Below are 15,616 nucleotides of genomic sequence, written 5' to 3' on the forward strand. Positions count from 1 at the left end.
GGTGGACTCCTTGCTGTTCGCGGCGCGCATTGCCGCTACGGGCTACGCCCTTCGCGCCAATGCGCGCCAGCATGAAAAACCAACCACTGTCAGATTTAGTCTAGTCCACCGCAGTTCATAGTCACGCAACGTCCTGCTCATGGATGCCGGCGCTTGCATCTTCTGCATGTCGGTGACGGTGCGCTCAATATACCCGTCACGTGCAAAGTCCTCCAGAACCTTAAGGGCAAACACGATATGCCGTCGCCATCCCTGGCCTGAAGCTAGGCATTCACCTGCACGTACCTGATACACCGTGCAAAACTGTGCCGCCAGGTTCTGCGAGTACTCGTCTCCCGAGCGCATCTCGTGACAGAACGAGATGAGACGTTGCCAGACGACGCGGTAGCGCTCCAATGATCGTCTGCTGTACTGAAGCCTCTCCAGTTCGCGCACGGCACCTGCAACGAACTGCTGCAACGGAAGATGATTTGAAACTTGAAGGGTGGAATGCTCCATGATCGAGCTCCTCACAAAAGGCGATCCAGATGACCGCCAGACCCCAATCATGAAACTTTATGTGCAGTAATCCAACACTGCCACCTTGCTGACGAAGCGTTTACCGTGGCTACTCTACATAACGCTCGACTGTCGGTAATAACAGGAAGCGGCTTCAATTCCTCAATGACTACCGAATTCAGCACTCCGGTGTCGTTAACGGTGAATTTCAAGGTGCTCGATACTGCTAATAACTATGCCCTCTTTCTAATGAACTGGATCGGGACTCAGAGTAGTGCTTGTAAACTCACTGTCACCATCAATGGTCTCTACACCGTGACGGTTTATGTCGATGCCGCCGAAGGCCAGGGTGGACAAAACAATGTCACCAGCATCGATCTACGCAATACCGATTTTACCTCCATCAATTTCCACGACTATCTGGTATTAGGATTGAACCAAGTGCAGATCACTGCCGAGCCGACCAACAGTACCCAGAAAAATCAGTACACGTTGTTCGCGATGGCCATAGGGCATGCGTAAGACCGCAGCAGTCGGGCTGTCCAATCGGTTGTTGCTGGGGGGCGCGCGCCGCTGCGACACGAGACCTTATCGCCCTTGCTTGCGCAGTTGGCCAACCAGTCGCCGAATTTGCCGTGCCGTCTGCCCGAGTCTGCTCGAGCCGTTCGAATGCGTCGCCCGCTTGCACGATCCCGACAGGCAGCGCGCTTGGGCCCCGTGTAGGTCACGTTCCACCCCGTCTGCGTTTGCGACATCGATGAAGTGCTGACGGGCGCCGTTCGCGGCGACGGTGTGACGGGTGAGCTGGCGAACTCATCTGCGTCGGCGTTTTCGCCAGTCGTGACAGTGCAGTCGCAGCCGCCGGTGGTGGCACGCGAGCCGCTATCTGGGGCGTCTGACCTGCTCCCGGTTTTAGTCCGAATGCAGTTAGAGTCCGAGGTTAAAAACTGCTGCTTTGCATCGTGCGCCCGAGCGAACTGCGCAGGCGTCAGATAGCGATGAAGCAACGTAAGGCGGCTGAACCAACACCGCTCCGCGAAGCCATCAGATAAGCCCGACACCGATTTTATTGCTTTCAGCATTCTGGTGACATTTATTGTCCTTGTAATACATCTTGCCGCTGGTATCCTAATTTCCCCGCTGCCGTTCGCATCCGAGGTCTGACTGTTGTTCGACGCGCTGGTGGGTTCGCCAAGTGGAAGCTTCTGTACCGCTTGAACGGGGATTAGAAAGTACGGTTGGCACGGATGTTTCCGGAGGAAGCGAGCGTTCGTGGCAACACGTCTAGACGAATAGCTGGTTGTAGTGGGAGACCATTGATGGATATCTGGCAGGCGTTGAATGTGATGGCGCGACCTACCATCGCTCAGCGACGGCGCGTGACCGCGATAAGCTGCGCGAGCAGGTTCTGAGAGGACTTGGTTGGGAAATCGTCCGAATCTGGTCGACAGACTGGTGGGTTGACATGCCGGGCACCCTCGAGAAGGTGGATAGTCAACTGCGCGCTTTGCTTGCCGTCAGACGAGAAGCAGGGGAGGTGGAGATGCAGAGCGCTGCGGCAATCGCGGACGAGGTCCTCATCGCCGCAAAATCGGGTTCAGGCAGCGGATTCAGTAACGCAAATGCAGTGGAAGTTGTTGCGCCGAAGGTGGTATCGAAGGCTGCAGTCTCCGAAGATGACGCGCCGCTCATGTACGCCCGTGACGCGTCAACGCCGACATCCGTTGGGCGCGAGGAGGCGATATTCGTTGAAGTTGACTTGACCATTTCCGACCACGAGCGTGACCCGGAGCTGTTCTTCGCTCACTCTTACGACGAGCGTCTGCTCGCGATGATTACAGCAGTCGTCAACGTCGAGGGACCCGTGCGCGACGAGGTTCTGGCAAGACGTATTGCTCGCGCGCATGGATGGTCCCGAACCGGCTCTCGCATTCTGAATCGCGTGGTCGACCTCGCATCGAAGCACTTCGATGCAGAGACTGAAGATGTTGGCCTGTTTATCCGGCCTAAGACTGTCGGTGATAAGGCATCTTTAGCGTTCAGAAGTCCGCTGCCCGGAGCTACACGACCGGTAGATGAGGTTTCAATCGCAGAGCTGAGAGCGCTTGCAACGAAACTGCAAGCCGAGGGGCATGATGAGGAGTCGGGACTCAACGCCATGGGTCGAGAGTTGGGCCTCCTTCGACTGCGCGGCGCGAGCAGGGAGCGCTTGGAGCAAGCATGGCGATGTGAATAACGTTGAGTTCATACGGGCTACCGATAGCACCGCACGCTCTGTTGACGAATCTCGCTAGACGAGCTCAAGGCGCTTACGGCTCGATTGCCGTTAGCAACCGCGATCACGGCACGAGCTTTTCCATCTCGTCCAGGAAACGCTGGCGCTGGGTCAAGCGCTTCTTGCCCGCGCTTTCCGCTTCCGTAAAGCTCATTTGCCGTTTCATCGTCGTGGGCTCGTTCCGTGAACTATCTTCTACAACGTCCTCGGCTGCGTCCGCTATGACCTCCGGGCCGGATAAATCAGTGTTTTCCTAAGGAGCGCCTACGCCAAAATTAAGGATGGCATTCTTGTAAACCATGAATTTCAAAAATCAATACTATCAAGCAATTTGTTATCAATTTATTCAACAATAAATTTTTACACCGAAACCAACTCGAATCGAAAATATTGTCTATATTTCTATACGCGAATTATCCATTAAATTAACGGAAAAGCAGACACCATGCAGCATATACCGACGGAAAGCTGATGAAGATCGTCGTTATCGGTAACGCTGGCTACCATGGCGAATCTTTGGCGAGCATCTTGATGCGCTCGGATCACCAAGTATGCGAAATTGACCGCGTGTACGAGGCGCTGTTGCATAAATCGGGCAAGCAAGCGGCCGGCCGACATTTACGCACAACAGCCGGTCCTACACCCCTGTTAACAACTCGGGTTCCTGCGTAGATTCTCGATTTTTGGCTTCAAGAAGATGCACAGGGACAAGGGCAAGGCGTGCGAGCGGGAGGCGCGCTACTGTGTCAGGAACTGGTCGACCTACAATGCCGGTCTGATCAAACGAGGTAACGTCACGATGTGGATCGGTGAAGCCGCCCTTGAGGGCATACCGGACGCCGGGCCAACGATAGAATTGAGTAGTGCAGCGCGCACTGAGCATACTGGCAGATGATGTGCCGGATATTCTGAGAGTGACTCGCGGCCTCTCGGGATATCGGAATTTTTCGTGCGCTATTTCTTGTTTGAGAGGTGGAGATGAACCCAATCAAGCAAAGCGGGTGGACGTATCGTGATGCCGTGCGGGAGGCAATATTAAGCTCCGAGTCGACCGAGCTTGCTGATTCCTTTCGTCGCCACGGTCCAAATATTTGGAATGGGCTCATGGATGAATCGGAGCCTCTGCTGAGGGATACCTGCTTTGATCTGTTATTGGGCGGGAGTGAAGAATTTACTGTCAATAATGGCGAAGCTCCTCCGAGCTTGCCCGAACAACTTGCCAAGTTGACGCCTGATCAAATAGGCACCCTGGAAAAGAGATTCATCGATGCCAGAGAACTAATACGCCGCGCTCGATCAACAGGGGATATAAAAAAGCAGGCTGATGGATTGCTGGCACGTTATTGCAAAAATGTCTACGATCAACTGATCATGCCAAATGGCGACCCAATGTTGAAGGATATCGCGGAAACCTCCCTAAGCTTAAATCTACTGGGGCACCCTGGTGGAGATTTTTATTTCTGTAAAATATACATTGAGGAGCATGGCATTGAGACAATCGGAAATCTTAGAAATGCCGAGATTCAATTTACTTCGCTGCGTGAAAACATTGCAAAACACGCCATAAAACGAGACTTGGACGATAAAGTGAAATCGAGCGAGGCTTCGCTATCGCTTAAGCGAGGGGTTTCTAAATTCAACATTCTATTTGTTATTGTCCTGATTTCCGGTCTCGCTGCCGCCGCGATATATCTAAGCAAGGATGCACTTGCGCTAATTTCCGCGAGCATCGGAGCGGCCATTTCTCATTTGCTGGCGGAAAGAAATGCAGTTATTGGCAGCGATTCAGCTGATGACAAGGGAGGTGCGGCAAATGGGTGATTGAGAGTGGGGCGGCCGGAATGCTGAGGATGGCCGTCTACGCAATCGATGGCATTATCAACTTCCCGGCCATTGGTCGATTTGATCGCCAATGCATTGACTTCCTTATCATCGAGTGGAGGGCGATTGAATTCGGCGTGATCCAGATTAACCACGAAGCAAGGTGCTATCGGAGGACCACGCGTTACGGCGAATCAGCCATCCGGTGCCGAGGCAGTGCGAAATGCTGTCGAATCGGGCCGAAGCATTCCAGAGATACCTGTGTGCGACGCGAACTACGGCCCCAATCATTGACATCCATGCCGGTGTGGGGGCTGATGGCTGTTCTCCGTGCGACTGTTCACTCCAGTCGCAACGTTCACCAAGATGTGTTTCATGCGGACCAACAGCAGGACTGCGGCCTTCGCCGCCAGACAGTTGCACGGCAAATTTGCTACGAATTTCTGCGGTGCCGGATTGCCGCTCCAACATCCGTCGAAACAACGCTTGGCTGCAACCTTGTCACGGTGCTTCTGCACCAACTCGTTGAGTTCGGTTCAGCACTCGTCGACCGTGCGCCATAGCAGATACCGATCGCCGCTCCGCTTTACAAGAAGCTCGATCGGAAAGGAGCTTCAATGATCATCGACTTGTCTGCGGTCGGGCGCTCCAGCAGTCGCCGTAACATCGGTGCAAAGGCCTACCATTTGGGGTGCATGCTGTCAGTAGGCCTCCCGGTTCCCGAGGGTTATGTTATTTCCAGCGAAATGCTGAACGGGTTCATTGAAGCCAATTGCCTGAATGAACGCATCGGTCCTGTACTTGCCACCATGGACAAGGAAAGCGTCGAGTCAGTCACACGAAGCTCATCGATTATCCGAACGTTGTTCTCGCAAGCTACCTTCCCCGCTTTCATGCGAAAGCAGATCGAGGTTGCCCATCGTCCCTATCTCGATGACCTGGTGGCCGTCAGATCGAGCGGCCTCGGCGAAGATCAACGCCACCGGAGTGCTGCGGGGCATTTCGAATCTTTCCTGAACGTATCCAGCGGGGAGCTGTTAACCGCGATTGTGGACTGTTGGTCATCGTTGTTCAGTACGATAGCGCTTTGGCATCTGGGAGCTCCGCCTATGCCTTACGCATGCGCGGTAATTGTTCAGCGGATGGTGCCGGCGCTTCGCTCTGGTGTGGCATTTTCTTCCCATCCTACGTTGCCCGACACCCTCTTGATCGAGGGCGCGCCAGGGACCGGAGACGCCTTCATGAGTGGCCGCGCGCGAATCACCAGTATTCTTATAGAGCGCCGGAAGCGGCGAGACGGTCACTTGACAATCTCGTCTTCCGACCCGAAGGCAATGCAACATGCGCCTGAGGAGTGGCCAAACTGGTTGATAGAACAATTAACGGACTATACCCTTCAGGCTGAAGCGATCTTCGGTTATCCAGTGGATGTTGAATGGGCTGCGTCGTCAGATCGGACCTACCTCGTGCAGTGCCGTCCGATCGTCCCGCAACCGCATTCTCCCGTGGATCTAAGCACGGCTGCGCAGCTTTCGGAGTTCGAGCTTTTGTGGCATACGACTTACCCTCGTTTCTTTGCGTCACTCTATCTCGATGCTGGCTATCGGCGATCAGGATTCATTGCCTGTCAAAAAGGTCGTCAGCATACCTTGTTCATCTCGAAAAACCTTAGAACGGTGCTCAGTAATGCCGCATTTTCCTGTTATACAGATGGATACGACGACTACCTTCATCGAGTACGTCTGACATTGAAGGCGTTTGATGACATGGCACGAACTGCGTCGACGCCTGCACAAATGACGCTACTCGAACTTGCGGAGCGGCTTGCCGCATGTGTAAAGCACAGCCTAGATCTCTGGCGCGTCTATTTCGTCACTGAATCCCACAGCACGGAAGGGTGGTCGCAAGTTGAACGCTCGCTGATTCGGCCGCGCGTGCTAAGACGGATGATGCTCCTGAAATTTATGCAGCGACGCCGTTTGGATCAAATCCCCGAGCTTGCGACACCATTGCTTGAGGAAATCGCGCTGCGCCTCGGTGGCAATTGTCCAGCATACCTTATCGATTGTGACTGGCACGATGTTTCCGATGCGCTCGCTCACGGTGCACTACCCCGACGACCGGAACATGAATTGTGCGAAGTAGCGATCGGAACAACGCATGTCACCGGTGCGAAGGCAGCGCGCCTGATAAGCCGTCTGATGAGGCCAGACTACAGATCGACTGTACTACGCGGACGCTCCGCTTCGAGTGGGCGATATGCCGGGTTGGCGGAAGTCATCCACGGGCTTCACGGCTCCGAGCTTCTGCGTCGCATTGACTCGATGGCGCCGGGTTCGGTGCTCGTCACCGGATCGACTGGACCGGAACTCATGCTCGCATGCAGGAAAGCAGGCGCTATCGTGACGGATGAGGGCGGCATTATTTCACATGCGGCTTTAGTCGCGCGCGAGCTTGGCATTCCAACGGTAATCGGAACGCGCACTGCAACACAGCGCATCCGCACTGGCGACTGGCTGGAGGTCAATGCGTCGGAAGGAACTGTAGGCGTGTCCGCGCCAATCGATTCTTGAACCGCCGCGCCGTCAACCGGCTAGAGGCGGCCGCGCGAATTCGGGCAGCCAGATAAGTGGGACCGCTCGCCGCGCGAGTTCCGGCGCTCGATGGATTCAGCAACCTTAGTGTGATGCCGTGTCCAGTATTGCAGGAGCAACTCCAGCCTCTACGAGTAGCCATCACCGATAGACAATCATATTTTGGTTAACTAATCTTTGCCGCAGCCCCCTGTCCACCAGGGCTCTTCTGCGAACCTTGGCACATTAAACGTGATTAATCATCCTAATAACATTAACGAATTAACTCGTGCGCGCCGCGCCACTTCGATGCTGCTGTTCCAACTGCTCGTTGCCGCCGCCGTGATTCCGAGGCCGGCCGGTGCACAGGCCGCGTCGTATCAGGAACCCGGCAAACTCGGCGATCCCGCAAGCTGGCGCACGCCGGAGTTCATCAGCGAATGGGGGCTCGGTGCGATGCACGCCGAGTATGCGTACGCAGCGGGTTTCACCGGCAAGAACATCTCGATCGGGGTACTCGATTCAGGCTATTACGCGCAACATCCCGAACTGTCCGCCAGCCGCTTTGTGCCCGTCACCGCTGGCGGCGTGTCGGGCGTGCTAAATCAGAAGAACAACAATCACGGCACGCTCGTGAGCGGCGTGATCGGCGGTGCCCGCGATGGCGTCGGGATGCACGGCGTCGCACCCGACGCGATGGTCTACGAGGGTAACACCAACGCGACCGACGGCTTCCTGTTTGGTGTGTCGGACCCGAAATTCCCGACGTCGAACGCGAAATACTTCGCCGACGTCTACGACGCGCTCGCGGCGAAGGGCGTGCGCGTCATCAGCAACAGCTGGGGTTCGCAGCCGGGCAATGAAAACTATAGCACGCTCGCGACCATCACCGACGCGTACAAGCTGCACGAGGCAGTGCGCATCCAAACCGGACAAGGCACGTGGCTCGACGCGGCGGCGAAGGTATCGCGCGACGGCGTGATCAATAACTTCAGTGCGGGCAATACCGGCTACGGCAATGCGAGCCTGCGCGGCTCGTATGCGTACTTTCATCCGGAGCTGGAGGGGCACTGGATGACGACGACGGGCTACGACCAGCAGAGCGGGCAGGTCTACAACAAGTGCGGCATCGCGAAATGGTGGTGCGTGATGGCGCCGACCGGTGTGCCGTCCACGTCGTATTCGGGCAGTTCCGCGGCGCCCACGGGGGCGACCTATGCGAACTTCAACGGCACGTCTGCCGCCGCGCCGCACGCGTCCGCGGCGCTCGCGCTCATCATGGAGCGGTTTCCGTACATGACGAGCGAGCAAGCGCTGTCGGTAATGTTTACCACCGCGCAGAACATGGAGCCGGACCCGAGCCGGCCGGACTACACCAGCAATAACAGTTTGTATTCGCCCGTTCACCCCGCGAAGCCAGGAACGTCGAACGTGCCGAACGAGTTCGGCGGCTGGGGGCTCGTTGACCTGCGCAAGGCGATGAACGGACCGGGACAACTGCTCGGTACGTTCCGCGTCGCGTTGCCGTCTGGCGTCACCGACGTGTGGTCGAACGACATCTCGGACGTCGCGCTCGCGGCGCGCAAGGTGGAGGACGACGCCGAGCACCGCGCGTGGCTCGACACGCTGAAGGCGAAGGGCTGGGAGCAGGGACTGCCGGCCGGCGCGAGCGATGGCGATAAAGTGGACTATGCGACGGGCGTCACCCGCGAGGCGGCCTATCAAGCCCGCGAATATCAGGGCAGTCTCGTCAAAGTGGGCGGCGGTACATTGACGCTCGCGGGGGCGAACACCTATCGAGGGCTCACAACCGTCGACGGCGGCGAACTGCGAATCGACGGCTCGATCGCGTCCGGCGCGATTGTCAACGCGGCCGGGCGGCTCACGGTAAATGGGCGCGCGACCGATATCGCGGTGAACGGCGGCGTCGCGACGATCGCGGGCACGAGCGCGCGTCTGTCGATCGACCAGGCCGGTGCCGTAGCCGTGACGAGCACGGGGACGACCGGCGACGTGCTGCTAACGAACGGTGTTGCCGCGCTGGGAGGCGTGAGCAGCAACGTGAATGTCAAGCCGCTCGGCGTGGCGGCGATTACGGGGCGGACGGGCAACGTCGTGGTCGACGGTGGGCGCGCGTCGCTCGACGGCGCGAGCGGCGATGTGTCAGTCGCCAACGGGGGGCTCGTGAACGGCAACGGCGCGATGCGCTCGTTGAGCGCGGTGGCAGGCGGCACGGTCGCGCCAGGGCACTCGGTCGGCGCGCTATCAGTGGCGGGCGACGTGAGTTTCGCGGCGGGCTCGACCTACGCGGTCGAGTTGTCGCCGAGTGGTGCGAGCGACCGGATCGATGCGGGCGGCAAGGCGCTTGTGGCAGGTGGAGCGTTGAGCCTCGCGCTTGAGAATGCACCGCCGCCATTGAACCTGGAGCAGTCGCGCTCCGTGCTGGGACGCCGCTTCGTCATCCTCAATGCGGCGGGCGGTGTTGAAGGTCAATTCGTGGCGCCCGGTGGTTATCTGTTCGTGTCGCCGGCGGTGGTATACGGCCCGACGAGCGTCAGCCTGGTTGTAAACCGCAACGCCACGCCGTTCGCGAGCGTCGCGCGCACGAATAACGAACGCAGCGTCGCGAACGCGCTGGAGACGTTGAATCCGGGCAGCGTGGTATACAACAGCGTGTTGTTTGCGACTTCCGCGCAGGTGCCGCAAGCGACACTCGCGCAACTGACGGGCGAGATCTACCCGGCCGCCTATGCGACGCTCATCAATGAAAGCCGGCAGGTGCGCGACGCGGTACTCGACCGGCTCGCGACGATCCGCGATACGGCTGAGTCGCGGCCCGGCGTCTGGGCGCGACTGCTAGGCTCGTGGGGCAGTGCTCGCGGCGATGGTGTCAACGGCTACACTAGTTCGACGGGTGGCTTCCTCGCGGGCGCGGACGCGGCGGTGCGCGACGGCGTTCGGGTAGGGGGCCTCGCGGGCTACAGTCACAGCGGCGTCAGCTTGCGTGATCAGCCGTCCTCCGGGTCGTTCGACAGCTTCCATCTCGGTGCGTACGCCGCGTGGCAACCCAACGCGTTCGGATTGCGCGCGGGCGTGGTGCACGCATGGCACCGCGGCGGCGTCGACCGCTACGTTCAGTACGGCGCGACGCCGGAGTACGAGACCGGCACGTTGAACGCCGAGACAACCCAAGTGTTCACCGAGACAGCCTATCGGCTCGAGATCGGAGGCGCAGCCGAAATCGAGCCGTTCGGTCGGTTCGCTTACGTCCACCTAAACAATCACGGGATGACCGAGACGGGCGGCGCTGCCGCGGTGCGCGTGCAGGAAGGAAACAACGACGTATCGTTCTCGACGCTCGGCGTGCGTGGCACGACGCAGTTCGCGCTGACATCGGTGATGCAGCTCACGCTGCAGGGGAGCGTGGGATGGCAGCACGCGCTGTCGAGTGGCCGTCCGATCGCGACACTCGCGTTTGCATCCGGCAGCAACAGCTTCACGGTTGCGAGCGTGCCGGTCGCGAAGGACACGGCGGTGGTCAACCTGAACGCCGGTTTTACGTTTGGCAAGGGGGGGCGTGCAAGCATCGGTTACTCGGGCGCCCTAGCGAGCCGCCAGTCGGATCACGCAGTGCAAGGCAACCTGAGCTGGAAGTTCTGAGCAGGTGGGCGGACGCCTGCCGTTATTGACGGAGCGAGGATGAATCTCGACACTCGACCAAGCGCGAGCGATATTTGGCAAGATATCACCATCATTGACGACCTGTTGCCTCGTGACGAGCAGGCGGCGGTCCAACAATTCCTGTCGGACGGGCCGTGGCACCACGGCTGGCGCTCGCACAACGGAGCCGGTGCCGAACCGTTTTGGAACCGGCACTTCGCCGGATCGAGGGACCCGGCGCGGCTGACCGGACATCACGACGCAAGCGATGAACTGGCAGCGCGCGCACCGCTGTTGCATGCGTGTTGGCAGCATATCGCGCAGTCGTATCTGCCGCGTCATGCGCTGCAGAGCTGCTACGCGAACGGTTTGCCCTACGGTACCGACGGCGCAGTGCATACCGATTCGCTCGAGATTGGCGCCTGCACGGCGGTGTACTACCCGCACGAACATTGGAACCCGGATTGGGGTGGCGAAACGGTCTTCTTCAACAAGGACCGGACGGACATTCTTGCGGCAATCTATCCGAAACCGAATCGGCTGCTGGTTTTTCCTGGCTTTGTCTATCATGTCGCGCGCGGTGTTTCGCGCACTTGCCCGACGATGCGTATCACGCTGATGTTCAAGACGCAGATTAGCACTATCAACTCTTGCGGTGATTCATCGACGAAGACCCGATGAAAAATAAGCTCGGCAAACCGCTGAGTTGTGCGTTGCTGCTGCGCAAACTGGCGAGCCCATTTGAAAGCCGACTGCCTGATTCACGGTTCCGATTGATTCCATATGAGGTGTTCATGAAGGTTTCGTATATTCTTGCATCCACGATTCATGGAACGCTCATTGTAAATAGAAATGACGAAAATCAGAATGATAAGTACGGAATTTATGGAGTCGGGTGGAATATTCTTGAGACTGGGGCTTTTTATAAAAACGATATCGATTTGCTTGTGGCAATATTAAAATTAAAAAAATCTCTCATGAACGGGAAAAGGAAAATTGTTGCAATCGATTGTGGTGCAAACATCGGCGTCCATACGGTCGAATTCGCACGAGCGCTTGAGGGTGCCGGTGAAGTAATTTCGATTGAGGCGCAACGACCCGTCTATTACGCATTATGTGGAAATATTGCCATCAATAATTGTCTAAATGTTGAGGCAAAAAATGCCGCAATAGGCGATACAAATGGAACATTGAAAATACCGAATGTCGATTATCATAAAAAATCGAGTTTTGGAAGCTTGGAGTTGATTGAAGGGAAGGGGAATGAGGATATCGGGCAGTGTGTAGATTATAATTCCGGATATGACGTTCCTTTGATTACGATAGACTCATTAAATTGCAGTGAAATCGATCTTGTGAAGATTGATGTCGAAGGGATGGAGATGTCGGTCTTGAAGGGAGCGAGTAAAACATTAAATTCATCGAGGCCCGTTATGTTTGTGGAGAAAATAAAATCGGATTTTGATGAAATGCTTATGTATTTGGCATCTAAAAAATATAGAATTCATGATTTGGGTGACAATATCATAGCGGTTTCTGACGAAGATTCAGCCTCAAGTGAGATTTGGAAAATTATTCAAAACTTTGGGCGGTATTAATCGCCGTGCCCGCTACGGGCACGCCATTTTTTGTTCGATTTATTGCATGCTCTTTTCCCTGGGGATCGCCAGCGGCACGCTGACGAACGACGGCGGCCAGCTTGGCCAGGCACGAGCGCGGCGATCCACACCGGCTCGATGACCAATCAGGGCGACTCGGTTGTTGCACCGAACCTGTCGATCACCGCTGATTCGACGCTCGACAATACCGTCGGCGAGGATCTGCTGCGGCTGTATCCATTTCTGCTCGACCAGGATGCCGCAGTCGCTGAGCGGGCATTGCAGGCAATTCGGCAGGGCGTTGAAGTACTGCGGTCGTTTCCGTTTACCTGCCGCAAGGCGGCTGAACGTAATCCGTTTCTCCGAGAATTGATCGTGTCGTTCGAAGTGTCGGGCTACGTGGCGTTGTTCGAAATCGAGAGCGATCAGCAGGTGACGATTTTGGCGATACGCCTCCAGCGGGAGGACGATTACTATTGATTGGAGCACATGGGGCCTTCCATGGGTTTCTACGGTGGCCGCGTTATCGTTGCGCCATCGGTGTCGTAAATTCCGATAGCACTGGTCCCAATTTGGAGCCCCTACATTAGCTCGGGCAGTGGATGATAGCGTGCCGCCCGGATTTGCTATCAATGCTTGCACTTTCCTCAAAGATTGCTATCATTGATAGCAAATCGAGTGGGGGAATCATGGCAAATCTTCTGGTGAGAAACGTAGACGAGGCACTTGTCCAAAGCCTGCGCGAGCGGGCTGCAGCCCACGGGCGTAGCGCGGAAGCCGAACATCGCGAGATTTTGGCAAAGGCGCTACGCGCGCCGCAGCGCAAGACATTCGCGGAAGTGTTGATGAGCATTCCGAACGTCGGCACCGATGTCGATTTTGCGCGCGTGGATGATGGTGAGGCGGCGAATGTATTTGGTTGATACCAACGTGGTTAGCGAAGTACGGAAGCGGGATCGAGCGGACAAGGGCGTAATGGCTTTCTTTCGCAAGGCTGCGCAGGATGATGCTGATCTGTACCTGTCGGTGGTAACGGTTGGCGAATTGCGGCGGGGTGTGGAAATCCTTCGCCACCGTGGCGACAAGCCCCAGGCAACGCGTCTTGCAAACTGGCTCGATGGCGTGTTCCGGGAATTTGCTTCGAACATTCTGGCGGTGGACGAAGAGATAGGACAACTGTGGGGACGCTTACGTGCCCCTCACCCGGAGCATTCGCTGGATAAGTTGATTGCCGCAACTGCGTTGATTCATGACCTGACTGTGGTGACGCGAAATGTTGATGATTTCGCCGGAACGGGTGCCCGCGTGCTAAACCCTTTCAAAGGATAGGGCTGGAACTAACAACGGGGAAAACAACGATGATCGACTTGCAGTGTTCCCTTTCGCCCATACTCGCGGCGCTTCTTCTGAAGGAGTTTTCGGACGAACAAGTTAGTGCGTGGGCATCTACTGTTGCGCTTGACATAGAAGGAGAGCAGGTGGCGATGAAGCGCTTCTTCACCGGTCTCGAGGAGCATCGTCTTGATCTGCGAAGGGAGGATGAGTGCGAGGTCTTCTGCGACATCGTACTAGGCTACCTGGAAGCGCTGCTCGATCCGGGCAGCAGCTTGTTCGTCAGATCAGGAATTCAAGGCACTGCCTCGAGCGTGACAACGGTGTGGGATCAAATGTCGGACGTCCAACAAACGGCTCTTTGGCGCGAGGCGGCACTGCTTCACGATGACATCGCGCTGTTGGTCTCCAAGTAAATCGGAAAACGGAAGCACTCGATGGAAGCCGGTGTGAAAGCCGAACAAGGTGATGAGCTGAGGCCTGGCTCGTAGCGACGAAGGTGGTTTAGCTGGCCGGCGGACGTTTGTCAGTCGCCTGCTGGCGAGCGGACATTCGCTCGAAACGGTGTAGATTCTGTTGGGGCATGCTCGCCTCGCTCACATTTCGCCCTATTTTGGTGTGTCCAAACGCGATCAGCGGGAAGTTGTCGTCGCGATTGATCTCGGCGAGTGATGCCTGCCAATCTCGGCGGTCCTTTGTCGTGCGGTACATCTGCGGTTTACACTTGCTTTTCGATGTTCCTTACCCTAAGGTAAGGCGTATTGGAGGTGTCACCATGACAGCAGCAACTATCACTTCGAAGGGCCAGGTCACGATCCCAGTGGACGTGCGCAATCAACTTGGCTTGGAGGCCGGCGACCGGATTGAATTCAGCTTCAATGAGGCGACGGGCCGATATGAGGTCTACCCAGCCACGCGCTCGCTCGCGGCGCTCAAGGGCATCGTAAAGAAGCCCGCGAAACCGGTATCAATTGAGGATATGAATCGGGCCATCGCCGAGCAGGGGGCATCTGCGCGATGATCGGCCTGGATACGAATGTGTTGGTCCGCTACTTCGCTCAGGACGACGCCGTTCAGTCGAAGAAGGCGACCGTGTTGATGGAGTCCCTGTCGGCCGAGCGGCCGGGATACGTTTCGCAGGTCGCACTGGTGGAGGTCGTGTGGGTCCTTGGGCGCTGCTATGGCGTCGAGCGCGAGCAGATGAAGGACATCATCGACTCGATGATCGGGACCAAGGAACTGATTGTTGAAGGTGTGGACACGGTGCGAAAGGCACTTCGCGTTTTCGCGGCATCTCCAAAGGCGGATTTTTCTGACTGTCTGATAGAGCGTTCCGGGTATGTGGCCGAGTGTGAGTACACGGCTACTTTCGACGTGACGGCCTCGAAGGTCGCCGGGATGCAGTTGATCAAGTAATCGCGGCACAAGGCAATAAACCTGAATAGGAAATGATGGAAGAGCTTTACAGCATCGACGTCTCGGCGGCCGGTGATACCGTGTGGATGACGGGTCACGACGGCTCATGTGTAGGGGGGGCGGCCAAATTCTTGGACTGACTTATGCCGCAATTCCAAGACTCTGCCGGTATTCGACCGGGCTCAGGAAGCCGGGCGAGACCTTGATCCGCTTTGCGTTGTACCAGCGGATGTACGAGTCAACGACTTCGATGAATTGATCAACGGTCGTGGCCCGCCAGCCGCGAGGATAGAACAATTCGTCTTGAGGCGCCCGAAGAAACCTTCGCAGGCTGCATTATCGGGCCTATCCGTGATTTCGTGGGCGGGGCATATCATGAGGTGTAAAAGTCATGGATATGCCAATGAAGAAGAAAAGGCAAACTGTAGCGCGTCAGGCAGCGG

At 56.8% G+C, this 15,616-nt stretch carries 14 protein-coding genes and 4 pseudogenes; 15 read left to right on the forward strand and 3 right to left on the reverse strand.

The features are described 5' to 3' along the window. Positions 1-42: 42 nt before the first annotated feature. Positions 43-498, reverse strand: coding sequence for a hypothetical protein (locus WS68_RS23895; RefSeq protein ID WP_059573204.1), 456 nt, complete (start codon positions 496-498; stop codon positions 43-45). A gap of 165 nt (positions 499-663) precedes the next feature. Here WS68_RS23895 and WS68_RS23900 point away from each other — a divergent pair, with 165 nt between their 5' ends. The 3 genes and pseudogenes from WS68_RS23900 to WS68_RS23905 all read left to right on the forward strand — a co-directional run bounded on the left by WS68_RS23900 (position 664) and on the right by WS68_RS23905 (position 2,734). Next, positions 664-1,020, forward strand: coding sequence for a hypothetical protein (locus tag WS68_RS23900; RefSeq protein WP_059573205.1), 357 nt, complete (start codon positions 664-666; stop codon positions 1,018-1,020). An 805-nt stretch (positions 1,021-1,825) separates the two neighbouring features. Then, positions 1,826-1,939, forward strand: a pseudogene (locus WS68_RS29660) (hypothetical protein); the annotation flags it as partial. 24 nt (positions 1,940-1,963) lie between these two features. Then, positions 1,964-2,734, forward strand: a complete 771-nt coding sequence (locus WS68_RS23905; RefSeq protein ID WP_059573206.1) for a DUF3320 domain-containing protein — start codon at positions 1,964-1,966, stop codon at positions 2,732-2,734. Positions 2,735-2,840: 106 nt separating this feature from the next. Here WS68_RS23905 and WS68_RS28090 read toward each other — a convergent pair. Continuing rightward, a pseudogene (locus WS68_RS28090) lies at positions 2,841-2,939 on the reverse strand (IS5/IS1182 family transposase); the annotation flags it as partial. A 531-nt stretch (positions 2,940-3,470) separates the two neighbouring features. On the opposite strand from WS68_RS28090, the pseudogene WS68_RS26980 reads away from it, so the two are divergent. From WS68_RS26980 to WS68_RS23960, 12 genes and pseudogenes are all read left to right on the forward strand, one after another. Further along, positions 3,471-3,623, forward strand: a pseudogene (locus WS68_RS26980) (IS5/IS1182 family transposase); the annotation flags it as partial. A 128-nt stretch (positions 3,624-3,751) separates the two neighbouring features. After that, positions 3,752-4,594 (forward strand): hypothetical protein, encoded by an 843-nt coding sequence (locus tag WS68_RS23910; RefSeq protein WP_156429654.1) that lies wholly within the window; start codon positions 3,752-3,754, stop codon positions 4,592-4,594. Between the two features lie 617 nt (positions 4,595-5,211). Continuing rightward, positions 5,212-7,167, forward strand: coding sequence for a PEP/pyruvate-binding domain-containing protein (locus tag WS68_RS26985; protein ID WP_082710273.1), 1,956 nt, complete (start codon positions 5,212-5,214; stop codon positions 7,165-7,167). A gap of 309 nt (positions 7,168-7,476) precedes the next feature. Then, positions 7,477-10,827: an autotransporter domain-containing protein gene (locus tag WS68_RS23915; protein ID WP_059573208.1), complete on the forward strand. Its 3,351-nt coding sequence runs from the start codon at positions 7,477-7,479 to the stop codon at positions 10,825-10,827. A 39-nt stretch (positions 10,828-10,866) separates the two neighbouring features. Next, positions 10,867-11,508 (forward strand): 2OG-Fe(II) oxygenase, encoded by a 642-nt coding sequence (locus tag WS68_RS23920; protein ID WP_059573209.1) that lies wholly within the window; start codon positions 10,867-10,869, stop codon positions 11,506-11,508. Next, positions 11,505-12,425 (forward strand): FkbM family methyltransferase, encoded by a 921-nt coding sequence (locus tag WS68_RS23925; RefSeq protein ID WP_231753106.1) that lies wholly within the window; start codon positions 11,505-11,507, stop codon positions 12,423-12,425. The genes WS68_RS23920 and WS68_RS23925 overlap by 4 nt, the downstream gene beginning before the upstream one ends. A gap of 231 nt (positions 12,426-12,656) precedes the next feature. Continuing rightward, positions 12,657-12,905, forward strand: a complete 249-nt coding sequence (locus WS68_RS23930) for a type II toxin-antitoxin system RelE/ParE family toxin (RefSeq protein WP_059573217.1) — start codon at positions 12,657-12,659, stop codon at positions 12,903-12,905. A 209-nt stretch (positions 12,906-13,114) separates the two neighbouring features. Beyond that, positions 13,115-13,348: a FitA-like ribbon-helix-helix domain-containing protein gene (locus WS68_RS23935; protein WP_059573210.1), complete on the forward strand. Its 234-nt coding sequence runs from the start codon at positions 13,115-13,117 to the stop codon at positions 13,346-13,348. Beyond that, complete coding sequence (locus WS68_RS23940) at positions 13,335-13,754, forward strand: type II toxin-antitoxin system VapC family toxin (RefSeq protein ID WP_059573211.1); 420 nt, start codon at positions 13,335-13,337, stop codon at positions 13,752-13,754. Before WS68_RS23935 ends, WS68_RS23940 begins: the two co-directional genes overlap by 14 nt. A 29-nt stretch (positions 13,755-13,783) precedes the next feature. Further along, positions 13,784-14,173: a hypothetical protein gene (locus WS68_RS23945; RefSeq protein WP_059573212.1), complete on the forward strand. Its 390-nt coding sequence runs from the start codon at positions 13,784-13,786 to the stop codon at positions 14,171-14,173. A 359-nt stretch (positions 14,174-14,532) separates the two neighbouring features. Next, positions 14,533-14,778 (forward strand): AbrB/MazE/SpoVT family DNA-binding domain-containing protein, encoded by a 246-nt coding sequence (locus WS68_RS23955; RefSeq protein WP_059573214.1) that lies wholly within the window; start codon positions 14,533-14,535, stop codon positions 14,776-14,778. Continuing rightward, positions 14,775-15,173, forward strand: a complete 399-nt coding sequence (locus tag WS68_RS23960) for a PIN domain-containing protein (protein ID WP_059573215.1) — start codon at positions 14,775-14,777, stop codon at positions 15,171-15,173. Before WS68_RS23955 ends, WS68_RS23960 begins: the two co-directional genes overlap by 4 nt. 141 nt (positions 15,174-15,314) lie before the next feature. Here the strand turns inward: WS68_RS23960 and WS68_RS26990 are convergent. Beyond that, positions 15,315-15,517: pseudogene (locus WS68_RS26990) on the reverse strand (IS3 family transposase); the annotation flags it as partial. Positions 15,518-15,616: the final 99 nt, after the last annotated feature.

Source organism: Burkholderia sp. TSV86 (assembly GCF_001522865.1).
In the GTDB taxonomy this organism is placed as follows: Bacteria; Pseudomonadota; Gammaproteobacteria; order Burkholderiales; family Burkholderiaceae; genus Burkholderia.